We start from the raw sequence: 22,141 nt of genomic DNA on the forward strand, positions 1-22,141 counted from the left end.
CGGGATGCCGTGCCCGCTCTCCCGCGCCGCCCCGGAGAACCTACAGCCGGTCGTACAGCAAACCCGCCGCGCGCTCGGACAGCACCAGCACCAGCTTCATCGTCGCCCGCGTCGCGCCGACGAACAGCCGGCGGATCTCCTTCTCGCCGAGCGTCTCGAAATCGATCTCGGCGAACACGATGGCGGGCGCGGACTGTCCCTTGAAGCGGAACACCGATTCCGCCAGCACGTCGCCCTGCGAGTAGACCGGCTGGCCCTGCGCGTCGTAGGCGCCGGTAAACGAGCGCAGCCGGTTCGGGCCGAGCTGGTCGTAGCCGAGCAGGCGGGAATTGTCGCGCCCGCGGTAGCTCAGCAGCACCACGTCCTCCTGCCGGAAGCCGTCGGAGTAGCACAGGCGCAGGCCGTCCTTGACGCGGTCGAGCAGCTCATGGTCCTGGTACACCAGGAATTCCACCTCCGCCGTGGCGATGGGCGCGGTGGCCTCGATCTCCACCTCGGGCGGCAGCAGCGGCTGCAGCAGCTTCACCACCGGGCGCGGGCTGCGGAAGTTGCTGCGCGCGCGCAGGCGCACCCAGCCCGGCAGCTCGGCCGGCGGGTGGCCGTACAGGTTCTGCATCGGGTCTTCCAGCCACAGCGCGCGCGCCGCCGGGCCCGCGTGCCGCAGCACCAGGTCGCGCCAGTGCGGCGCGAAGTCCTGGCCTTCGTCCACGATCAGCGTGTCGAAGACGAATTCGCCGGGCACCGCGAGCCGCGCCACGTCGTCCACCAGCTTCGTGAACGCATCGGGCTGCGTGAAGTCCGGCACGCCGCCGTGATGGCGCAGCAGCGCTTCGCACAGCATGTGGAACGTGCAGGCCAGCCCGCCCGGCGGCACGATGCGCGCGAAGTGGTCGGCCAGCGGGCGGTTGAAGCAGACGTAGAGCGGGCGCCGCCCGCGCGCGATCGCGTCGCGGTACTCGGCCAGCGCGAGCTGGGTCTTGCCCGAGCCCGCGGTACCGGTCACGCGCAGGCGGAACGGCTCGATGTCGAGCTGCCGCGCCCAGTGCGACAGGCCGCCGGACACGCGCGTCACCAGCGTGCGCGCCTGGCCGATCAGCGCGCTGACGTCGGTGTCGAGCTCGATGGTGTCGCACAGGAAGCGATGGATCCGCTCGGCCACCGGCGCGTCCTCGCCCGGCGGCAGGATCGCCCGGATGATGGCGCACAGCTGCGCGCGCCGGCCCGCGTCGACGATGCGCTGCGGCGACAGCCCCGCCGTGACCGGATTGCGCACCGTGTAGTCCGGGCAGTACAGCAGGTGCTCGATGAACACCGGCTGGCCGCCCAGGCTGCGCATCAGCTTGCCGCGCAGGCCGTCCGCGGTGCGGCCCATCTGCACCGAGACCACGCGCGAGCGCGTGCCGTAGTGCTTGACCAGCCCCTCGGGCGTCTCGTCGAGGAAGCCGCTCTTCTGCTCGATGATGAGCAGCTGCCCCGCGCGGTTCACCACCACGAAATCGATCTCGCCGTAGATGGCGTGCACGTGCGCCACGTTGGTCCAGTGCACCGAGTGGTAGACCGTATAGCCGTCCGGCAGCCCGGCCGCCAGCACCGCGAGCGTCTCCAGCTCGCGCTGGGCGGGGCCGCTGGCCTCCAGGGTTTCCCAGCCGTCGGGAATGATGCGCGCCACGGGAATGCTCCGTCGTCTCTTGGAAAGAGCACGAGAATACCCGAGCGGCCGCCACGCAGCCATCGCGGCGTGCGGCACAATGGCGGCACGATGGCAGCACAAAGGCGGCGTCCCCTGCCGGCACGACAGGACAGAAAGACCATGCGCTTATTATCGAAATCCAAACTGATGGCCTTCCGGCAATGCCCGAAGCGGCTCTGGCTGGAAATCCACCGCCCGGCGCTGCGCAGCGATTCGGCCGCGACCGAGGCGAGCTTCGCGATCGGGCACCAGGTCGGCGAGATCGCGCGCCGGCTCTATGACCCGCGCGGCACCGGCGCGCTGGTGGATGCGCAGGCGGAAGGCTTCGAGGCCGCCTTCGCGCGCAGCCAGGACCTGCTCGGCAGCGCGGCGCCGGTGTTCGAGGCGGGCTTTCGCGCCGAGGGCGCGCTGGCGTTCGCCGACGTCATGCTGCCGGACGGCGCCGGCGCGGCGCGCACCTGGCGCATGGTCGAGGTCAAGTCATCCACCAGCGTGAAGGACTACCACCTCGACGACACCGCCGTGCAGGCCTTCGTGGCGACGCGCGCGGGCGTGCCGCTCAGCGGCATCGCGCTGGCGCACATCGACAGCCAGTGGGTCTATCCGGGCGGCGGCGACTACCGCGGCCTGCTGGCCGAGGCCGACGTCTCCGAACAGGCCTTCGCGCGCGCCGGCGAGGTCCAGGACTGGATCGCGCAGGCGCAGGCCGTCGCCGCGCGGGCCGGCGAGCCGGAGCAGGCCACCGGCCGGCACTGCGGCACGCCCTACGAATGCGGCTTCCTCGACCATTGCCGCGGCCAGGAGCCGGCGGCGCAGTATCCGGTGCGGTGGCTGCCCCGCATTCAGGCCAGGGCGCTCAAGGCGCTGATCGAAGAGGACGGCGTGGCCGACATGCGCGACGTGCCGGACCGCCTGCTCAACGACCGGCAGCGCCGCGTGAAGGCGCACACGCTGTCCGGCGAGGTCTTCTTCGACGCCGCCGGCGCCGCGGCCGAGCTCGCCGCGCACAAGCTGCCGGCCTTTTTCCTGGACTTCGAGACGATCCAGTTCGCGGTGCCGGTCTGGCCCGGCACGCGGCCGTACCAGCAACTGCCGTTCCAGTTCAGCCTGCACCGGCTGTCGCGCACGGGCAAGCTGGAGCACCGGTCGTTCCTCGACCTGTCCGGCGACGATCCCTCGCTCGCGTTCGCGCGGGCGCTGGTGGCCGGCTGCGGGCAGGCCGGCCCGGTCTTCGTCTACAACGCCGCCTTCGAGACCGCGCGCATGCGCGAGCTCGCCGCGCGCTTCGCGGCGCTGGAAGCGCCGCTGCTGGCCATCTGCGCGCGCGTGGTGGACCTGCTCCCGGTTGCCCAGCAGTACTACTACCACCCGGACCAGCAGGGCAGCTGGAGCATCAAGAAGGTGCTGCCGGCCATCGCGCCCGACCTGCGCTACGACGCGCTGGACGGCGTGCAGGACGGCGGCATGGCCATGAGCGCCTACCAGGAAGCCATCGCGCCCGGCACCGCGCCCGCGCGCAAGGCGCAGATCGGGCGGCAGCTCACGGACTACTGCGGCCTCGACACGCTGGCCATGATCCGGCTCTGGCAGTTCTTCACGGGCCGCGGCGACACGGCGGGCTAGGGCGCGCCGGCCACGCTCATCGCGCTCATCGCACTCACCGCGCCCACCGCATTCACAGGCGGCCGAGCAGCGCCGGCATCTGCGCGACCAGGTACAGCACCGCGCCGATCAGCCCGCCCACCAGCGTGCCGTTCATGCGGATGTACTGCAGGTCGCGCCCCACGCTGAGCTCGATCTGGCGCGCCATCTCGCGCGCGTCCCAGCCGCGCACGGTGCTACTGATATGGCGCGTGACGAATTCCGCGAAGTCCGGCGCCATGCCGCGCGCGGCTTCGCGCAGATGGTCGTTGAGCGAGGCGCGCAGCGACGGGCTGCGCGCCAGCTCGGCGCCGATCCAGTGGCCGGCTTCCATGACCTTGCGGTGGACCACGGAATCCGCGCGCGCGAGGTCCTGCTTGAGCCAGCCGCGCCAGTCCGCCCACAGGCTGCCGAGGTAGGCGTTGAGCGCGCTGTCGCCCTGGAGCTGCTGCCGGATCCGGTCGGCCCGGGCGTGAAAGGCCGGGTCGTCCTTGAGGCGCGCGATCAGCGTGGCCACGGCGTCGTCGAACGCGCGGCGCAACTGGTGCGTGGTGTCCGCCTCCACCTGCCCCAGCACGCGGCCCAGCGCCGCGGCGACGAGATCGGCGCCGTTGCTGCCGATCCACTCCGTGGGCAGGATCCGCTCCTTCTTCGGATGCTCGCTCTTGAGCCATTCCACGATGCGCTCGGCGATGAACGCGCGCGTGCCGGGCTCGTTGAGCAGCCGGATCAGCTGCGCCAGCGAGGCGTCGAGCAGCGCCTGGTGGCGACCGTTCTCGGTCAGGCTCTCGAGGATGGTGGCGGCCGAGCGCGACAGGTCCACCTTGCCGATCATGGCGTGCGCCGCGTGGCGGATCGCGGCCTGGATGTCCCGCTCGTCCATCAGGTCCAGCGCGGTGCCGGCCACCTTCGCCACCACGTCGCCGATCTCGCGCGTGTTGCCGGGCGCGGCCAGCCATTGCGCCACCGCCTGCGCGGGATTGTGCCGGTCGATCAGCGCGACCACCGACGGCACGTCGAGGAACTTGTCGCGCACGAAGGCGGCGAGGCCGTCGGCGATGTCGTCCTTCTTGCGCGCGACGATGTTGGTGTGCCCGGCCAGCCCCGGCAGCGGAATGCGGCGGAACAGCGCCGCCACCGCGAACCAGTCGGCCAGCCCGCCGACCATCGCGGCCTCCGACGCGGCGCGCACCCAGCCGGCGGCGAAGCCGTGCGGCACGAACAGGGTGGCGATGAAGACCGCGAAGGCGAACAGCAGGAATGCCAGCGCCTTGCGCTTGGCGATGCGGAGTTCAGTGTCTTGCTGCATGCGTGGCGAGGTAGTCGAGGCGTGGATGGAGGATAACTTGCCCGGAACGGGCCGGCACAGTCTGTCCGCGTATCTGCGCACGCGATGCGCAGATACGCGGACAGACTTCCGCGAAGCCGGCGCGATCCCCCCCGAAAGCAGGACTCCATTTTTGCGGGCCGCTGCCGATAGTAGGTCACTTGACGTTCGCATCGCGCCCCGGCGGCAGAACCGGGGCCGGCACGGGCGGCGCGGGCGGGCTACGCCCGGATGCCGCGCAATACATGGGGAACACGCTTTGAACGAGAACACCACCGGGGGCGGGCGGCTGGCGGCGCCCGAACGCGGCCCCCGCCCGGGCGCGCCGGACGACGGCGCGCGCTTCGCCGCGCGCGCGCCGCGCTTCCGGCTCGGCGCCGACGTCATCCTGTCCGACGCCACGGCGCTGCGCCTTGCCGAATGCCTGACCAAGCTGCGCCACCGCAAGACCATCTACGTCGACTGGGACTTCGGCGCCGTGGACCCGCTCGGCCTGAGCACCATCCTCAACTTCTACGGCCCGCCCGGCACCGGCAAGACGCTCGCGGCCGAGGCGCTGGCGGGCACGCTGGACCTGCCGTTCATGTCGCTGGGCATCGCCGAGCTGGAAAGCAAGTTCATGGGCGAGACCGCGAAGAACATCCAGGCCGCGTTCGACGCCGCGCGCGCGGCCGGCGCGCTGCTGTTCTTCGACGAGGCCGACACCCTGCTCGGCAAGCGCCTGTCCTCGGTGACGCAGGGCGTGGACAACGAAGTCAACGCCATGCGCTCCACGCTGCTGATCGAACTGGAGCGCTTCGACGGCGTGGCGGTCTTCGCCACCAACTTCGCCAAGAACTACGACGAGGCGTTCCGCAGCCGCATCGGCTATCACGTGCACTTCGACCTGCCCGACCTCGACGCGCGCCAGCGCCTGTGGTCGCGCATGCTGGTCGCGGGCATCCCGCTGCGGGACCCGCGCGAGCCCCTGCTGGCGCGCTGCGCCGCGCTCAGCGACGGCTTCTCCGGCCGCGAGATCCGCACCTGCATGCGGCTGGCGCTGCCCAAGGCGCTGCACGAGGCCGAGCGGCACGGCCAGCCGCCCGGCCTGGCGCTGGCGCACCTCGAAGCCGCCATCGGCGAGGTGCGCAAGGCCGGCGACGAGGTAGCCGGTTCACCGGAACACCGCCGCGGGCCCGCGGCCGACTCCGCAACGACCCGGCGGCTGCTGGGCGTCGACTAACAGGAAAAGAGGGAATCATGGGGCTGTTTTCATTTGCAAGATCGGTCGGGAACGCCTTCGTCTCGGCCGCCAGGAGCGTCTACGACACGGCGCGGAACATCGCCGTGAAGGCCATCGACTGGCTGGCCGACGAAGCCGAGACCTTCGTGGGCACGGTCAAGGAAACCTGGCGCAAGGTGCGCCCGGTGCTGCAGCGGATCAAGCCGTACTTCGCGGTGGCGGCGACCGCGGCGAAGAATGCGGGCTTCCCCTGGCTCAGCGCCGCCATCGTGGCGGTCGACACCGCGCTGACCGCGCTGATGAAGCTCGAGAACAGCCCGGTCCTGCAAAAGCTGGAGAAAGCCATCAACTGGGCAATCCAGCGCGCGCGCGAGCTGCGCAAGAAGATGAACGCCGAGGAAGAGGCGCAGGCCCGCCGGCACAAGAAGACCTTCGAGGAAGCGCGCTCGCGCCTGCCCGAGGCGGCGCAGCACGGGCTCGACCTCGCCGCGCTGGTCAACGACTACGTGCTGGCCACCGCCGGCGTCGACAACCTGCTCGAAGCGGGCGAGCTGCAGAGCTTCGACCACTACCTGCGCCTGCGCGCCACGCAGAAGCTGCTCAGGTCCGCCGAGCACAAGCTGGAGAAAGCGCGCGACATCGCCGACATCTCGGCCGACGACGTCTTCCTCGTCAAGGTCGCGTCGGACCTGATCGCGCCCGAGCCGACGCTGTCGGCGGCCGACACCGACAGGCTCGACGCCATCATCGCCGCACGCCACGGCAAGAAGCTGCTGCCCTTCGTGTTCGAGGAACTGACCAAGGCCTGGGACGTCGCCCTGCAGGCCGACGAGAAGCAGTGGCAGGCGGACAACCAGCGCCTGGCCAGGGAGCAGGTGCTGCTGCGCCGCCTGGAGACCGCCCGGAAGCTCGGCGATCTCGCGCCCGACGAGGCCGCCATGCTGGCCGAGCTCCAGTCCACCGTGCCCGCGCTCAAGGCGCAGGCCGACAGCCTGGCCAAGCGCAACCGCGAGCGGCGCAACTACGTCTACGCCAGCGAAGGCTTCATGCAGATGCTGGAGAAGAGCGAGGAGCAACTCGCCAGCGAGGACCGCGCCTATCTGCTGCGCCAGGGCAGCGAGGTCGGGACGATCCTGATCGACTGCGCGCAGAACGGCAAGGCCTGGGAGGCACTGAGCGAAGACCAGCAGATGCTGATCATCGACTTCGCCAACATCTTCGAGGAAGAATGCCGCGCGCGCAGCGGCGAACTGGAGGTCGAGAGCCGTGCTTGAACAGATCCTGCACTTCATCCTGCCGCAGGTCCTCCCGCCGGAGTGGCTGCAGATCGGCTTTTTCACCGTCATCTTCGTGGCGGTGATCCATGCATGGCGCGGCGTGCGCCGGCATGCGACGCCCGACAACTGGGCGAGGAACTGGCACCGCGAGGTCGACGGCAAGGCGGGAAATGAAACGGGCAGCGACGCCGGCCAGCTGGACGTCGAGCACGGCTCCGTCAACGACCTCAGCGCCGCCGTGGCGACGCCGCAGGAAAAGCTCGCCGACATCCTGCCCGGCATGCTGCTGATCGTGGGCCTGCTCGGGACGTTCGTCGGCCTGGGCCTGGCGCTCGACAAGGCGTCCGTGATCCTGTCGCAGGCCACCGGCAGCGGCGGCATGGACAGCATGATGGACAACCTGATGTCGATGATGCACGGCCTCGGTTCCAAGTTCAAGACGTCGACCTGGGGCATCCTGGCGTTCCTGACGCTGAAGATCTACTGCAGCCGCAACGGCTTCGAGGAGCGCCGCCTGAACTGGTGCATCGGCAAGATGAAGACCGAGGTGGACCGCCGGCGCAAGGAGGCCCGCGAGCTGCAGGTCGCGGACAACCGGCAGCTGGTCGACGCCATCGGCGCGCTGGGCGCCGTGCTGCGTGACAACGCCGCGCAGCAGGCGCAGGACGGCGCGCAGCGCCACGCGCAGCAGCTAGAAGCGCTGGCGGCGCTGCGCGCGGGCCTGAAGGCGCAGACCGCGCAGGGCACGCAGCAACTGGCGAAGATGGACGAGCTGGTGGTCCACAACGAATCCACGCGCCACGCCATCGAGACGTTCGTCGACGGCGTGTCCGCCAACATCACGGCGATGGCGGAGGCCTCGGCGAACATGGCCAGCGCCGCCGTCATGGCCGGGCGCTCGACCGCCGAGCTGCAGGCCGCGATCTCCGAGTTCCGCGTCAGCGTGGCGGAAGTCCTGGACGACATGAAGTCCGACCTCGGCCAGACCATCGCCGACATGTCCGGCCGCTTCGCCGAGAACATGGCGGTCATCTCGGAGAAGATGTCCGACGCCACCGGCGACATCTCGCGCTCCATCACGACGCTGTCGACGAGCGTCGACACCACCCTGAAGTCCGTCGAGGCGGCCGTCGGCCAGTCGCTGTCGACGCAGCAGAAGGCGCACGGCATCTTCGTCGAGTCCAGCGACACGCTCAACGTCAACGTGCAGGCCATGACCAATCTCGTGGAGGACCTGCGCGAGAAGATCGTCTCCGGGCTCAAGTCCGTGTCCGAGAGCGTGCGCCGCACCGCCGAGCTTGGCGGGCACTACGAACGGATCGCCGACGTCAGCAAGAACGTCACCGGCACGCTCGAAGCCGCCGCCGCGACGATCAGGCAGGCCGCCACGGCGAACAAGGAAGACCGTACCCGCCGCGACATGCTGGCGGCGCTGCACAGCATCGACAACCGGCTCGACACCGCCGTGATCCAGATGACGAAACCGCCCGCGAGCGAGCGCCGCGCGCGCGGCGGCCGCGCCGACGCCTGAAGCCGCACGCCATGAAAGAGAAGCCGAATGAATGGGTGGCCATCGCCGACCTGATGGCCGGCGTGATGGCGGTGGTGATGCTGCTGCTGGTGCTGTCGGTGGTGCAGAAGCAATATGCCGACGTGCGCCACAAGGCCGAGATGGAGCAGGGCTCGGCGGCGCAGCGCAAGCATATCGCGCAGATGCTGCAGGACATGAAGGCCGCGTTCGCGCAGCAGGGCGCCGAAGGGCTGGTGTCGATCGACGCGCAGGCCGGCAAGGTGGTCCTGCGCGACAACGTGTTCGCGCGCGGCAGCGCCTGCATCACGCCGGAAGCCAGGGCGGCGTTCGCGCAGGTCGAGGACAAGATCTCGGCCTACCTCGACAGCATGCCGGGCGGCCAGATCTACGTCGAGGGGCACACCGACAACCTGCAGGTCGCCCGCCCCGTCACCGACTTCAGCCACTTCTGCACGGTCTACGACGACAACTACACGCTGTCGGCCGCCCGCGCGCGCGAGGCCCGGCGCCTGCTGATCGGCAAGCTCGACGCGCAGGTCGCCAAGCGCGTGGTGGTGGCCGGCTTCGGCGACTCGCATCCGCTCGCGAACGTGCCGCCCGAGGACGCGCGCAACCGGCGCGTGGAAGTCCGCTTCGTCGCGCAGCAGAACGGCTGAGCCGCGCGGCGGACCGAGGCGGGCGGCGCGGCCCGCGCGCGGCGCCTGCCGCTTATATCGCTTGTCGCCTAGCGCAGCAGGATCAGCTGCGGCACCGCATCGGCGCCGCTCCACACGATCGCGTTCTGGCAGTGGCGCGCGCCGAGCGCCCGGGCCGCGTCCAGCGCCAGCCCGAGCACCAGCAGGCTCTCCTCGCCCGGCCAGCTGCCCGACGGATGCTGGCCGATGCCCTCGATCGCATGCAGGCCCCGTTGCGCCAGCTCGCGCGCCAGCGCCTGCTGGCGCGCCGCGTTGGCGGCCGGCTCCGGCTCCGGCCGGCTGTGCGGGTTCCACGCCGTCACGAACGCGCTGCAGTCCACGCCCGCCGCCGCGTGCAGCGCGGCCAGCGCGGGGCTGGCCTCGCCGATCGCCAGCGTGAGCGGCGCATCGCCGCGCACGTGATAGCGCGTCTCCAGGTAGGCCTGGATGAGCGCGGGGTCGATGCTGGAGCCGTGAAGCAAGAAACCCTCCGTGAAATGACTGCGGCATGCGCGCGCGCGTCCGGCCGGCCACGGCGCGCCGCGGGCGCAGGCCGGCGGGCTCGCACTCGGGCGGGACGGTCCGGACTGGAACGAGGCGGTCGGTAGCGTCGGCGGGACGGTGGCGCGCGCCGGGCGGCGCGCCCGAAACTAAATCGTACTTATCCGTGCAAGCAGCGTATGCTCGGCGGAGAAAGGAGATCATCATGTCTCAGAACAATGCGATCTACAAGGGGTTCAAGGTGTCCGCCATCGTGCGCCGCGCCCCCGGCGGCGGCCACGGCGCCACGCCGGTGCCCGCCGGCTTCCTCGCCACCGTCACCATCACGCAGGTCAGCCGCGACAGCGGCTCGCTGCGGCTGGTGCCGCCGCTGGAGCAGCAAAGCGGGCGCACGCCGCACGACGCCATCGCGCTGGCAGTGACCCATGCGCGCGCCGTCATCGACGGCATGTCCACCTCGGTCGCGCACAAGTAGCAGTGCCGGGCCGCCGTCCCGGCGGCGCCACGCCGGCCCGCGGCGCGGCCACGGCAAGCGCGCGCGCCGGCAGGGAAACGCCATCGGTGTTATCATCCGCCATCTTGCCGATGCGCCAGCGTGCGTCGATGCAAGCTCGCCGACAGGCCCTGGCGCCTGGCGGACACGTCACCGCGATAGCAGGCGAACTTACCGCCGCGGTGGCCCACCAGCCGGGCAAGGCACCCGGCAAAACCAGGGCGATACGCGCCCCTCACCCATCCGACCCGCGGCACACAAGGCCGCTCCGCAGCGCCACGCAGGGCTATCCGCGTGTGCCGGCTGCGCAGGCACGGTCCACCTTCGCCGGCCCCTTTTTCCGCGCACCCGCGCGGCCATCGGCGGCGCCCGGCAAATCCGCAGAACAACCCATGCGGCGAGCGATCACCGAAAGAACACGTCGCGCACAGTGAGTGCATCCGGCGCGCCCCGGACCGTCCGCCCAGATCAGGACATACCTTGCAGCACAATCCGTCTCCGTACACCGTGTCGGTGTACCCCATCGAGCAGCAACCCGGCGTGTGGTTCGCCACGTACATGATCAGCGAATACCGCAGCGGCGCCGAGCGCGTCGTCGCCAACGTCACCATGCGCCACGCCACCCACGGCACCGAAGCCCAGGCCAAGCAGGCCGCCCGCTTTGCCGCCGAACGCGCCGCCGCGGGCATGCGCCTGCAGTGAACGCCACGGCGCGCGCGGCCGGCGCATGGCGCCGCGCCCGCACGCCACCCAACCTAGAGAGGCATCATCCTTGGCAAAAGAAGAACTGGTGGAATTCGGCGGCAAAGTCTCGGAAGTGCTCCCGGACAGCCGCTTTCGCGTGATCCTGGAAAACGGCTTCGAAGTCTGGGCGTACTCGTCCGGGCGGCTCAAGAAGAACCGCATCCGCATCCTGGCGGGCGACCGCGTCACGCTGGAGATGTCGCCATACGACCTCACCAAGGGCCGCATCAACTACCGCCACAAGTTCTGACGCCAGCGCGCGGGACCCGCGCGCGCGCCGCGGCGCCGGCATCCGCGGCCGGTGCGCCTCCCCGGCATCATCAACGCATCCACTGAAGGAGCAAAGCATGTCAGTCAGCGAAGAATGGGAAGAAATGCACCTGACCCCGGACGGATGGGTCGCCGGCAGCTACCAGCACGTGCCCGGCCCCGTGGTCACGCGCGCCGCGCCGGCCAACGACGTGCTCACGGTGCGCCGCCACGTCACGGCCACCTACGGCGGCCCCTCGCGCGCCATCGAGGACCGCACGCCGCGCACCGACCGGCTCGAGCTGCTGGAGCAGTTGCTGGACCGCTACGGCAGCCCCGCCTTCAGCGTCTAACAGTCGGCCCCCGCACGCCCGGGCACCGTCCCCGGGCATGGCGGCATTCCCCGCCCTGCCCCGGCCATCCGCGCGCATCGCGCCACGCGGACCGGCGCACGGCAAAAGCGGCGCACGATGGCGCCGCCCTCACTTCTCCATCCCGACCAGGACGCTACAGCGTCGTCACCGATTCGCCTGCGATCAGGCCGTTGATGATGTCCTCGCCGAACTTGACCGCGCCACGGCGCGCAGTGCCGATGTTCTCCCACTCCTCGGTTTCCAGGCGGAACACCTTGGTGCGCTCGCCGCCGGGCCGGTAGCCCTCGCGGCAGATCACCACCGACGCGGTGAAGCTGCGGTCCGGCTTGGCGCGCGGCCACGACTGGGCGGGCTGGACCTTGTAGACCAGCGGATAAAGATCGAAGCCCTTGTAGCTCGCGCTAGGCGTATTGTTCACGTCGTTTGCTCCATGCGGCAGCGTTGCCGTCGGCCGCGCCATCCCGGCGCCAGGGTCAGAACGGAACCAGGCGATCGATCACGATGACGATCACCCCGTCGGCCCCGCTCATCCGGCTGTGCGAGCCCAGCCGTGCGCGCAGGAACGCGTCCAGGCCGCGCTGCAGTTGATATAAGGCGCACTGGTCCGCGTGGCGCAATTGCTCCGCGGCCTCGTGCGCGATTTCGATCTCCACCTTCCTGGCCGACCAGTTGCGGCTGCTGGTATCGGGAATCTGCCAGTTGGCGTTGACCACATGCCGCCGCACCGTCCAGGTACGCACGTCCTGGCCCGTGATCTCGTCGAGCACAGGCTTGATGAAAGCCACCAGGTCCAACATAGGCCCCCTCGCACGGCGCCCCGCCAGGCAGCGGGGCCTGCGCGGCACGCAAGGCGGCAACACGGCACCTGGCCGCGAGCGGGATGCCGGACGGGCTGGCGACGCAAAGCGCCGGGATTGCCCACGTTCCGGCCCAAGTACCCCACTCTACTCCGAAGCGCGCGGCAGCGACGATCTTATTTTGCCGCCGGCGGCGCGCGCCGGCGCGGTCAGCGTCAGCAGCATGTCCGCGTACCAGGCCGAGTTCAGGCCCAGCGCCTCGTCCTCGGCGAGGTCGCGCGTGCCCACGTCGAAGCGCGCCGAATGCACGCCCAGCAGCAGCCACGGCAGGTCATGCCGCTTGCCGCGCGTGCCGCGCATGCGCATCACCACCGGCGCGCCGCTGGTGCCGCGGTGCGTGCGCGCGTCGGTCAGGAAAAAGCCCTGCCCCTGGAAGCGCAGGCCGAACGCCGACGCCACCACCGCCTGCCGCGCCACCGGCAGGTGATGCAGGGCATCGTGGAAACCGAGCGGAAAACCGACGATCAGCAGCGAATCGCCCACCTCCACGTGATCCGAGGTCTGCACCAGGTGGTCCGGCGTGAACGCGCGGTACACCAGGCCCGCCGGCAGCGCGCCGCGCTCCAGCTCCACCACCGCCACGTCCACCGGGCCGCCGCCGTCCTCGCCGATGCGCCAGACCGCCACGCCGTCGCGATACAGCGGAATCGAGAAGCCGATCGAATTGGCCATGTTGCCGGCCTCGCGGTGCAGCTCGATCTCGATGCGGTCCGGATGATGGCCGGAAGGCTCGTCGAAGACCACGTGGCGGCTTGTCACCACGAACAGATGGTTGTCGCGCTCGAAGAAAAATCCGCTGGCATTGGCGATGCCTTGCTGGCCGTCGAAGGACGAAACGCGGACCGCGGAAAGCAGGATGGATTCGACCATAGGTTCCAAGAAAGCAGGACGTTGCACGCCGCGGTGGTTTCGCGCGCGGGCGGGGCGGAGAATCCGGCGCGGGGCCGGGCATGGCCGTGCCGGGGGCGCATGTGGGCATTGTCGCCGCAATCGGGCGCGGCGGGCGGGTTTTACCCGCGGCGGATGCGCGGCGCCGGCGCGCGCGGCAAGCGCATCGGACGACACCGCGGCGCGCGGGACGCGCCATCGGCCACAATCCCGCTCGCGGCCAATGACGACATACGGTCCACGCATCACATATCAAGCGAGGCCATCGCGAGCCGCGGCACATCCGCATCACATCCGCGACGCCACCGCCCGCTCGCGCGGCAACGCCGCCGGGTAGGCGCACGATGCCGTGTCTCTCCAGAATTCGGCATAGGTGTTCCCCGTCTCGACCGTGTAGTGGATCATCTTGGTCCGGATCCGCCCATGCGCGATCTGGAACGTGTCGATTCCGTCGCGCACCTGGGTGCGCGTGGCCGGATCGAAATAACCCCACTGCTCGGTGACCCAGCCGCTGCGGTCGTTGCCGCGCACGATCGTGTCGACGATGGTGTAGCCCGTGGTCGGCAGCAGCCGGTTCAGCACGCGCGCCGATGCCTCGATGCCCGCGATGCCGCGCAGCGGGCCGCCGCCGCGGCCCTCGGCGACGAGCACGTCGGCGCCGGTCCCCACCAGCGAGAGCTTCAGGTCCGGCGAGTAGTTTCTCTCGATGTCCAGCGCCACGTCGCCCAGGTAGCGCAGCAGGATGTGCTCCCAGTAGACCTCGGCCGGCGAGCGCGCCTCGATGGCCGGATACGCGCCGGCCAGCACGTAGTCCAGCACGTGCGCGGGCGGCTTGCTGCGAAGGTCGCGCACGTTCTGCTCGATCTTGCGGAACTCGCCGCGCAGCCACGAATAGCGCAGATTGGCGCGCGTGTCCCGTTCCACGGCGGGTACGGCCGCGCGCGCGCAGCGGCTCGCCGGACCGCCACCGGTGCCGGCGAAAGACTGTTCACCCTGAGCATCTTTCCACATGATGTTTCACTCCTCGGATCAGCATGAACCGGGAAACGCGGACCGCCGTGTGGCAGGTTCCTCGCGCCCCCTCGCCTGCAAGGAAGCGTACGAATCCAGAGTGAGCCGAAAATGAGAGCGGCCTGAGAGCGGCCGGCAAACTATTGGCATGGCCTATGGACCGGATAACAAACCGGTCTTGGACCTATCGGCCGATTCCCGCCATCCTTGCTCCATCGAATCACGACACACCGATGGAGCAGGACCATGCAAGACATCGTCGACGGCGTACTGAAGTTCCAACGTGACGCCTTCCCGCAGCGCTCGGACCTGTTCAAGCGGCTGGCCAACGGCCAGAGCCCCGCCACGCTGTTCATCGCCTGCTCCGACAGCCGGGTCGTGCCCGAGCTGCTCACGCAGCGCGAGCCAGGCGAGCTGTTCGTCATCCGCAATGCCGGCAACATCGTGCCCGCCTACGGCGTGCAGCCCGGCGGCGTGTCAGCCAGCGTGGAATACGCGGTGGCCGGGCTCAACGTCACCGACATCGTGGTCTGCGGCCATTCCGACTGCGGCGCCATGACCGCCGTGGCCACGTGCCAGTGCCTCGACCACATGCCCGCCGTGAAAGGCTGGCTGCATCACGCGGACGCCGCCAAGGCGGTCAACGAAGCGCGCGAGCACGCGTCCACGCGCGCCCGCGTGGACTCGATGGTGCGCGAGAACGTCATCGCCCAGCTGGCCAACCTCAAGACCCACCCCACCGTGGCGCTCGCGCTCGAACAAGGCCGCATGACGCTGCACGGCTGGGTCTACGACATCGAGACCGGCACGATCGACGCGCTGGACGGCAACACCGGCCAGTTCGTCTCCCTCGCGGCGCATCCCGACGTGGCCGCGACACCCCCGGTCAGGCGCGCGCAGAGCGCCACCACCTGAATGCCCCACCCCGTTTTCCGCCCCCATCCATCCCAAGGAACAGCCATGACCCAATCCCAATACAGCCAGGCCCCGCGCCAGGCCCTGAGCGACCGCATCATCGACGCCAAGATCCGCAAGGGCCTGACGTTCGAGCAGATCAACGAAGGCACCGGCCTGAGCGTGGCCTTCGTCACCGCCGCGCTGCTGGGCCAGCACCCGCTGCCCGCCGACGCCGCCAAAATCGTGGCCGCCAGGCTGGACCTGGACGACGACGCCGTGCGCCAGCTGCAGACCATCCCCCTGCGCGGCAGCATCCCCGGCGGCGTGCCGACCGACCCGACCATCTACCGCTTCTACGAGATCGTGCAGATCTACGGCTCCACGCTCAAGGCGCTGGTGCACGAGCAGTTCGGCGACGGCATCATCAGCGCGATCAACTTCAGGCTTGATATCAAGAAGGTGGAAGATCCCGAGGGTGGCCACCGTGCGGTGATCACGCTGGATGGCAAGTATTTGCCGACCAAGCCGTTTTGACAGGTGTCCCGCGGAACCGGCGGCGCGCTGGCGTGATGCGCCGCGGCCTGTCCAGGCGAGGCGCATAGCTTCGCCCGGACACGGCCGGCGTTTTCAGGTGATGGCGCTCAGTTGCCAGGGCACGAACTCGTTCTGCCCGTAGCCGTGCAGCTCGCTGCGCGAGCGCCTGCCGGAGGCGGTGTCCAGCATCAGCCGGAACAATGCCTCGCCCAGCTCCGCAATGGTGGCGGTGCCATCGAGCACGGCGCCGCAGTTCAGGTCCATGTCGTCGGATTGGCGCTCCCACAGCGCGGTGTTCGTCGCCAGCTTGACCGAAGGCGAGGGCGCGCAGCCGTAGGCCGAGCCGCGCCCCGTGGTGAAACAGATCAGGTTGGCGCCGCCCGCGACCTGGCCGGTGGCGGAGATGGGATCGTAGCCGGGCGTGTCCATGAAGACGAGGCCGGGCGTGCGCACCGGCTGCGCGTATTCGTAGACCTCGGACAAATTGCTCGAGCCGCCCTTGGCGATGCCGCCCAGCGATTTTTCCAGCACCGTGGTCAGGCCGCCGGCCTTGTTGCCGGCGGACGGGTTGTTGTCCATGCTGGCGCCGTGGCGCGCGCAATACGCTTCCCACCAGCGGATGCGGTCCACCAGCTTGCGGCCGATTTCCGGCGTGACGGCGCGGCGCGTGAGCAGATGCTCGGCGCCGTAGATCTCGGGCGTCTCCGACAGGATGGCGGTGCCGCCGTGTCGCACCAGCAAATCCACCGCGGCGCCCAGCACCGGGTTGGCGGAGATGCCAGAGTAGCCATCGGAGCCGCCGCATTGCAGACCCACCACGAGGTGGCGCGCGGGCACGGGTTCGCGCCGGACGCGGTTGGCGGCGGGCAGCATGGACTCGATCAGCGCGATGCCGTGGGCAATGGTCCTGGTGGTGCCGCCCGTGTCCTGGATGCTGAACGCCCGCAAATGCTCGCCTTCGGCCAAGCCCTGCGTGGCCAGCAGCGCGGGAATCTGGTTGGTCTCGCAGCCCAGGCCGATCACCAGCACGCCGGCGAAGTTGGGGTGGCATGCGTAGCCACCCAGCGTGCGCTGCAATACGGCCAGCCCTTCGCCCTGCGGGTCCACCGCGCAGCCCACGCCGTGCGTGAGCGCGACCACGCCGTCGACGTTGGGGTAGGGCGCCAGCGCCTCGGGATGGATGTCGCGGCGGAAGTGGTCGGCAATGGCGCGCGCCACGGTGGCCGAGCAGTTCACCGAGGTGAGGATGCCGATGTAGTTGCGCGTGGCCACACGGCCGTCGGCGCGCACGATGCCGTCGAACGTGGCCGACTCGGCCACCGGCCGCGGCGCGCGCGCCTCTGCGCCGTAGGCATAGTCGCGCGCGAAGTCGCCCATGGCGAGGTTGTGCGTGTGCACGTGCTGGCCGGCGCGGATCGGCTGGCTGGCGAAGCCGATGATCTGGCCGTAGCGGCGCACCGCCTCGCCGGCGGCCACCGCGCGCGTGGCCACCTTGTGGCCGGGCGGCACCAGGCCGGACACCGTGATGCCCTCTTCGGCAAGCACGGTGCCCGCGACGAGCTGCGCGCGGGCGATCACCACGTCGTCATCCGCGTGCAGGCGGATCACGCGCGCGCCGGCCGCCGCCGCGCCGTCGCTGGTGCCCGGTCGGGCGTGGGCTGGGGAAGTCATGCGATGGGCTCCAAATCCGCTGGTCGTTGCCGCGGTCGTTGCGTTCAATCCGTGCTCGCGCTTACTTGAGCATGTCCGCCGGCAGCGAGATGCCGAAATACTGCTTGTAGATCTCGTTGATCTTGCCGTTCTGCAGGTTGGCCTTGACCCAGCCGTCCAGCCAGCTCTTGAGCGCGGTGTCGCCCTTGCGCAGGCCGATGGCGTACGGGAAGGTCTTCATCACGAACTTCAGTTCCAGGTCGCGCGAAGGGTTGGCCTTCTTCACCGCGGGAATCACGCTGATGGCCGCGGCAAGGTAGTCCTGCTGGCCGGTGGACACTGCGGTGTTGGTGGTGGCGTCGTCCTCGTAGCGCACGATGTTGATGCCGGACACTTCCTTGGCGCCGCGCGTCAGCTCCTGATCGCTGGTGGTGCCGCGCGTGACGGCGATGGTCTTGCCGGACAGGTCGGCGAATGCCTTCAGCGGCGCCTTGGCCGGGCCGCCCACCACCACCGGGATCACGCCGTAGGGGTCGGAGAAATCGATGACCTTCCTGCGCTCGTCGGTCACGGAGAACGAGGCCAGCACCACGTCCGCTTTCTTGGTCAGCAGGAACGGCACGCGGTTGGGGCCGGTCACGGGCACGATCTCCAGCGCCACGCCCAGGTCCTTGGCGAGCAGGCGCGCGGTTTCCACGTCCGAGCCGCTCTGGCGGGCCTGCGCGTCAAGCATGCCGTAGGGCGGCGCGCCGATGTCCACGGCGACCAGGATCTTCTTGCGCTGCTTGATGGTGTCGAGCGTGTCGGCCGACGCGGTGGCCGCCGCGCCCAGCAGCAGCACGGCGGTGAGCGAGGCCAGCGGGGCGAACAGGCGGCGGTGGATGCGGGTCATGATCTGTCTCCGTTTCTCTGTGGGAATGCGTGTGGCGATGCGCGCGGATGCACTCGGATGCGCGCGGCCGGCGCGCCCGCGCGAGCGGGCACGCCGGCGTGAAATCAAAAGGAACCGGTGGCGCCTACAGCCCGTTGCCGACGAACTGCCTGAGCTCGGGCGTGGTGGGCTCGTCCAGCAGCTTGCCGCTGCCGGCCTCCCACACGATGCCCTGGTGCATGAACATGATCTGGTCCGCCACCGAGCGCGCGAACGCCATCTCGTGCGTGACCAGCACCATCGTCATGCCGTCCGCGGCCAGCCGCTCGATCACGCGCAGCACCTCGCCGGTGAGCTCCGGGTCCAGCGCCGAGGTGACTTCGTCGAACAGCATCAGGCGCGGCTCCATCGCAAGCGAGCGGGCAATGGCCACGCGCTGCTGCTGCCCGCCGGAGAGCTGCTCGGGGTAATAGTCGGCGCGCTCTTCCATGCCCACCTGGCGCAGCACGTGCATGGCCAGCTCGTGCGCGGCCTTGCGCGCCATGCCCCTGACCTTGCGCGGCGCCAGCATGACGTTCTCCGCCACGGTCAGGTGCGGGAACAGGTTATAGCTCTGGAACACGATGCCCACCTCGCGGCGCAGCACGGCCAGGTCCACCGCGCTCGCGTGCATGGCGTGGCCGCAGGTGTGCAGCTCGCCGCCGCTCACGCGCTCCAGGCCGTTGATGCAGCGCAGGGCCGTGCTCTTGCCCGAGCCGCTGCGCCCGATCAGCGCCACCACCTCGCCGCGCCGCACCGAGAAGCTGACCCCCTTGAGAATCTCCACCAGGCCGAAGGCCTTGCTGACCTTGTTGAAGCGGACCACTTCGTCCACGCTTGTCTCCATGATGTTCCTTTGTGCCGGCGTTGGTGCGGCGTCGTGGCGCTGGCGTCGTGGCGCCGGGGTGGTTCAGGCGCGCGCCTTCGGGGTAGTTCAGGCGCGCGCCTTGTTGAAGCGGCGCTCCAGCCGGTACGACAGCGACGAGAGCGGATAGCAGATGGCGAAGTACAGCGCCGCCGCGATGCTGAACACCACGAACGGCTTGAACGTGGAGTTGTTGACCACGCGCGCCGAGTAGGTCAGGTCGAAGAAGCCGATCACCACCGCGTACGACGAGTTCTTCACGATCTGCACCAGGAAGCTCACCGTGGGCGCCACCGCGATGCGCGCCGCCTGCGGCAGGATCACGTGCACCGCGCGCTGCAGCGGCGTGAGCGCCAGGCACTCCGCGGCCTCCCACTGCGTGCGCGGCACCGCCTGGATGCAGCCCTTCCAGATCTCGCCCAGGTAGGCGCTGGAATACGCCGTCATGGCGATGCCCGCGGCCACCAGCGCCGGCAGGTCGAAGCCGCCCACGCTGATGCCGAAATACACCACGAACATGATCACCGGCAGCGGCACGCCCTGCACCAGCTGCACGTACGCGCCCGTCACCGCGCGCAGCACCCGGCCGCCGCGGCTGCGCGCCAGCGCCAGCGGCACGCCCACCAGCGCGCCGCCGACAAAGCCCATGCCAGCCAGCAGCAGCGTCCAGCCCGCGCCGCGCAGGATGAACAACACTTGATCGAAGGAAAGACCATTCATGACGCGCGCTCCGGCTCAGAGAGGAGTGTTCAGGCGCCGGCGGCGCGTGAAGGCCACCGCGCCGATGCCCGCCATCGACAGGCGCAGCAGCCACGACAGCAGCAGGTAGACCACCGCGATCACCAGGTAGATCTCGAAGCCGCGGAAGGTCTCGGACTGGATGCGGTAGCCCACCGCGGTCAGCTCCTCGGCCGAGATCTGCGACATGATCGAGGTGGCCAGCATCATCAGCACGAACTGGCTCACCAGCGCCGGATACATGCGCTCCACCGCCTGCGGCAGCACCACCAGCCGCAGCAGCTGCCAGCGCGACAGGCCCAGGCACGACGCCGCCTCCAGCTGCCCGCGCGGCACCGACTCGATGCCCGCGCGCACGATCTCCGTGGTGTAGGCCGACACGTTCACCACCAGCGCCACCACCGCCGCGGCCATGGCCGGCACGCGCACCTGGATGGCCGCCAGCCCGAAGAACAGCCAGAACGCCTGGATCACCAGCGGCGTATTGCGGATCAGGTCCACGTACACCGTCACGCAGCGGCGCGCCCAGGCCGGGCCCTGCGTGCGCGCCACCGCCAGCGCCGTGCCCAGCACGAAGCCGAACACGATGGTCGCCACCGACATGCGCAGCGTGAGCCACACCCCGTCGAGCAGGTCGCGCCAGTTGGCGGACAGGAAGCTGAAATCGAACTGATAGTCCATCGGATGCGCTCTTTATGCGTGGCACCCGTGGGGATGGATGCCCTGTCTCTCGTATGCGTCCTTGCGCGGAACGCACAGCGCCGTCCCGCGATGGATCGCAATATATGACTAATGCCGACAATGGTCAATATGCGGAGATACCCGTGTATCATCGCAAGCGGAACCGGCGCAAAGTTCGCCCAGGCACCGCGCCTGGCAGCGCGCCATGCAGCGCACCTGGCAGCACACCCACACCGCGTGCCACGCATCCACGCCAACGCCACGATCCGGAGACACCGTGACCAGTCCGACGACGACACGAGGCCGCCCTCGCGCCGCGCAAGACAAAGCAGACCGCCCCTTCACGCCGGCAGACGACGGCGAAAGCGGCGACGCGCACCGCCACGCCCCCATCTACGCGCAGATCCACCAGATGCTGCGCCGGGCCATCCAGGAAGGCTCGCTCGAAGCCGGCACCGTGCTGCTCGAAGGCCACGTGGCCGACATCCTCGGCTCCACCCGCTCGCCCGTGCGCCAGGCCCTGCGCGAGCTGGAAAACGAAGGCGTGGTCAGCCGCTTCGACGGCCGCGGCTACGTGGCCGGCCCGCACGGCACCGCGCCGCGCCGCATCCCGCTCGAAGCCGCCATGCTTGGCGTGGACAGCACGCCCGACGTAGCCCGCAAGACGCTGGGCTGGGAAGTCATCTACGACGAAGTGGAACGCGACCTCGTCCACCTCTCCGTGTTCGGCCGCTACCGCGTGAACGAAGTCGAGCTCGCCCGCCACTTCAACGTGGGCCGCACCGTGGTGCGCGAAGTACTGCTGCGCCTGGAAAGCCTGGGCATCATCGAAAAAGACGAACGCCTGCGCTGGGTCATCACCCCGCTGGACGCCCAGCGCATCCGCGACCTGTACGAACTGCGCTCACTGGTGGAACCCGCCGCCCTGCGCGCCGCCGCCGGCCACGCCAACCCGGCCGAGGTGCGCGGCATGATCGAATCCCTGCACAAGGCGCAGCGCGTCTACCCCAAGGTATCGCGCACCGCGATGGACGCGCTGGAACACGACCTGCACGTGCGGCTGCTCTCGCAATGCCCCAACAAGGAACTGCTCGGCAGCCTGCAGCGCACCCGCTGCATCCTCACGCTGAGCAAGCACGTGCTGGGTGTGTCCACGCCCATGCCGGCGGATGACCCGTTCATGTCGGAGCACCTGGCCGTGCTGGAGGCGGTGGCTGGCGGCGCGCCGCGGCGGGCGGCGGATTTGCTCAGGGAGCACCTTGAGGTGTCTTGTATCAAGGTGACGGAGCGGGCGGAGATGGTGCGGGAGGGATTTGCTTTGCCGGAGGTTTCTTATATTGGGTGAGGGGCTAGCTCACCGACAGAACCATTGGTTATTGCCGAGGAC

Annotated in this window: 24 protein-coding genes; 12 read left to right on the forward strand and 12 right to left on the reverse strand. The window is 69.7% G+C overall.

Annotation, left to right across the window (positions count from 1 at the left end; genetic code table 11):
• Positions 1–40: 40 nt before the first annotated feature.
• Entirely contained in the window at positions 41–1,669 is a 1,629-nt protein-coding gene (locus AC3WXD_RS26940; protein ID WP_492324999.1) for an ATP-binding domain-containing protein, read from the reverse strand.
• A gap of 168 nt (positions 1,670–1,837) precedes the next feature.
• Here AC3WXD_RS26940 and AC3WXD_RS26945 point away from each other — a divergent pair, with 168 nt between their 5' ends.
• Positions 1,838–3,313 (forward strand): DUF2779 domain-containing protein, encoded by a 1,476-nt coding sequence (locus AC3WXD_RS26945; RefSeq protein WP_492325000.1) that lies wholly within the window; start codon positions 1,838–1,840, stop codon positions 3,311–3,313.
• 52 nt (positions 3,314–3,365) lie between these two features.
• Here the strand turns inward: AC3WXD_RS26945 and AC3WXD_RS26950 are convergent, their stop codons facing one another.
• Complete coding sequence (locus tag AC3WXD_RS26950; RefSeq protein WP_492325001.1) at positions 3,366–4,640, reverse strand: DUF445 domain-containing protein; 1,275 nt, start codon at positions 4,638–4,640, stop codon at positions 3,366–3,368.
• Positions 4,641–4,917: 277 nt separating this feature from the next.
• Here AC3WXD_RS26950 and AC3WXD_RS26955 point away from each other — a divergent pair, with 277 nt between their 5' ends.
• The 4 genes from AC3WXD_RS26955 to AC3WXD_RS26970 are packed head-to-tail and all read left to right on the forward strand — an operon-like array spanning position 4,918 to position 9,344.
• A complete protein-coding gene (locus AC3WXD_RS26955; RefSeq protein WP_063922975.1) occupies positions 4,918–5,880 on the forward strand; it encodes an ATP-binding protein in 963 nt (320 codons plus the stop codon).
• A 17-nt stretch (positions 5,881–5,897) separates the two neighbouring features.
• Positions 5,898–7,154, forward strand: coding sequence for a hypothetical protein (locus AC3WXD_RS26960; RefSeq protein WP_492325002.1), 1,257 nt, complete (start codon positions 5,898–5,900; stop codon positions 7,152–7,154).
• Complete coding sequence (locus tag AC3WXD_RS26965; RefSeq protein WP_492325003.1) at positions 7,147–8,688, forward strand: hypothetical protein; 1,542 nt, start codon at positions 7,147–7,149, stop codon at positions 8,686–8,688. Before AC3WXD_RS26960 ends, AC3WXD_RS26965 begins: the two co-directional genes overlap by 8 nt.
• Before the next feature lie 11 nt (positions 8,689–8,699).
• The gene (locus AC3WXD_RS26970; protein ID WP_020204184.1) at positions 8,700–9,344 is read left to right on the forward strand and encodes an OmpA/MotB family protein; all 645 of its coding nucleotides are present in this window, start codon (positions 8,700–8,702) and stop codon (positions 9,342–9,344) included.
• Positions 9,345–9,412: 68 nt separating this feature from the next.
• Here AC3WXD_RS26970 and AC3WXD_RS26975 read toward each other — a convergent pair whose 3' ends face one another.
• Complete coding sequence (locus AC3WXD_RS26975; RefSeq protein ID WP_492325004.1) at positions 9,413–9,844, reverse strand: DUF3293 domain-containing protein; 432 nt, start codon at positions 9,842–9,844, stop codon at positions 9,413–9,415.
• 224 nt (positions 9,845–10,068) lie between these two features.
• On the opposite strand from AC3WXD_RS26975, the gene AC3WXD_RS26980 reads away from it, so the two are divergent.
• The 4 genes from AC3WXD_RS26980 (at position 10,069) to AC3WXD_RS26995 (ending at position 11,702) form a co-directional block, all read left to right on the forward strand.
• Positions 10,069–10,338, forward strand: coding sequence for a hypothetical protein (locus AC3WXD_RS26980; RefSeq protein ID WP_059411008.1), 270 nt, complete (start codon positions 10,069–10,071; stop codon positions 10,336–10,338).
• 498 nt (positions 10,339–10,836) lie between these two features.
• Entirely contained in the window at positions 10,837–11,058 is a 222-nt protein-coding gene (locus AC3WXD_RS26985) for a hypothetical protein (protein WP_020204187.1), read from the forward strand.
• 70 nt (positions 11,059–11,128) lie between these two features.
• Entirely contained in the window at positions 11,129–11,350 is a 222-nt protein-coding gene (gene infA / locus AC3WXD_RS26990) for a translation initiation factor IF-1 (RefSeq protein WP_020204188.1), read from the forward strand.
• A 97-nt stretch (positions 11,351–11,447) separates the two neighbouring features.
• Positions 11,448–11,702 (forward strand): hypothetical protein, encoded by a 255-nt coding sequence (locus AC3WXD_RS26995; protein WP_059411007.1) that lies wholly within the window; start codon positions 11,448–11,450, stop codon positions 11,700–11,702.
• 154 nt (positions 11,703–11,856) lie between these two features.
• On the opposite strand, the gene AC3WXD_RS27000 is transcribed toward AC3WXD_RS26995, so the two are convergent.
• The 4 genes from AC3WXD_RS27000 to AC3WXD_RS27015 all read right to left on the reverse strand — a co-directional run bounded on the left by AC3WXD_RS27000 (position 11,857) and on the right by AC3WXD_RS27015 (position 14,479).
• Positions 11,857–12,141: a hypothetical protein gene (locus tag AC3WXD_RS27000; protein ID WP_020204190.1), complete on the reverse strand. Its 285-nt coding sequence runs from the start codon at positions 12,139–12,141 to the stop codon at positions 11,857–11,859.
• A 55-nt stretch (positions 12,142–12,196) separates the two neighbouring features.
• Positions 12,197–12,520 (reverse strand): hypothetical protein, encoded by a 324-nt coding sequence (locus tag AC3WXD_RS27005; RefSeq protein ID WP_020204191.1) that lies wholly within the window; start codon positions 12,518–12,520, stop codon positions 12,197–12,199.
• A gap of 147 nt (positions 12,521–12,667) precedes the next feature.
• Positions 12,668–13,450, reverse strand: a complete 783-nt coding sequence (locus AC3WXD_RS27010) for a trypsin-like peptidase domain-containing protein (protein ID WP_020204192.1) — start codon at positions 13,448–13,450, stop codon at positions 12,668–12,670.
• A gap of 306 nt (positions 13,451–13,756) precedes the next feature.
• Positions 13,757–14,479: a hypothetical protein gene (locus AC3WXD_RS27015; RefSeq protein WP_492325005.1), complete on the reverse strand. Its 723-nt coding sequence runs from the start codon at positions 14,477–14,479 to the stop codon at positions 13,757–13,759.
• Positions 14,480–14,725: 246 nt separating this feature from the next.
• Here AC3WXD_RS27015 and AC3WXD_RS27020 point away from each other — a divergent pair, with 246 nt between their 5' ends.
• Entirely contained in the window at positions 14,726–15,394 is a 669-nt protein-coding gene (locus AC3WXD_RS27020) for a carbonic anhydrase (RefSeq protein WP_492325006.1), read from the forward strand.
• Positions 15,395–15,439: 45 nt separating this feature from the next.
• Positions 15,440–15,910 carry a cyanase gene (gene cynS / locus AC3WXD_RS27025; protein ID WP_020204195.1) on the forward strand — a complete coding sequence of 157 codons (471 nt, stop codon included), beginning with the start codon at positions 15,440–15,442 and terminating at the stop codon, positions 15,908–15,910.
• A gap of 93 nt (positions 15,911–16,003) precedes the next feature.
• On the opposite strand, the gene AC3WXD_RS27030 is transcribed toward cynS, so the two are convergent.
• The 5 genes from AC3WXD_RS27030 to AC3WXD_RS27050 all read right to left on the reverse strand — a co-directional run bounded on the left by AC3WXD_RS27030 (position 16,004) and on the right by AC3WXD_RS27050 (position 20,754).
• Positions 16,004–17,581 (reverse strand): UxaA family hydrolase, encoded by a 1,578-nt coding sequence (locus tag AC3WXD_RS27030; protein WP_492325007.1) that lies wholly within the window; start codon positions 17,579–17,581, stop codon positions 16,004–16,006.
• Positions 17,582–17,642: 61 nt separating this feature from the next.
• Positions 17,643–18,452, reverse strand: coding sequence for a transporter substrate-binding domain-containing protein (locus AC3WXD_RS27035; RefSeq protein WP_492325008.1), 810 nt, complete (start codon positions 18,450–18,452; stop codon positions 17,643–17,645).
• A 124-nt stretch (positions 18,453–18,576) separates the two neighbouring features.
• Positions 18,577–19,305, reverse strand: coding sequence for an amino acid ABC transporter ATP-binding protein (locus tag AC3WXD_RS27040; protein WP_492325041.1), 729 nt, complete (start codon positions 19,303–19,305; stop codon positions 18,577–18,579).
• 99 nt (positions 19,306–19,404) lie between these two features.
• On the reverse strand, positions 19,405–20,055 hold the full coding sequence (locus tag AC3WXD_RS27045) for an amino acid ABC transporter permease (RefSeq protein WP_059411002.1): 651 nt from the start codon (positions 20,053–20,055) through the stop codon (positions 19,405–19,407).
• 15 nt (positions 20,056–20,070) lie between these two features.
• Entirely contained in the window at positions 20,071–20,754 is a 684-nt protein-coding gene (locus AC3WXD_RS27050; RefSeq protein ID WP_492325009.1) for an amino acid ABC transporter permease, read from the reverse strand.
• Positions 20,755–21,031: 277 nt separating this feature from the next.
• Here AC3WXD_RS27050 and AC3WXD_RS27055 point away from each other — a divergent pair, with 277 nt between their 5' ends.
• Complete coding sequence (locus tag AC3WXD_RS27055; protein ID WP_492325010.1) at positions 21,032–22,099, forward strand: GntR family transcriptional regulator; 1,068 nt, start codon at positions 21,032–21,034, stop codon at positions 22,097–22,099.
• Positions 22,100–22,141: the final 42 nt, after the last annotated feature.

It is taken from the genome of Cupriavidus sp. FW216-B1 (assembly GCF_058789195.1).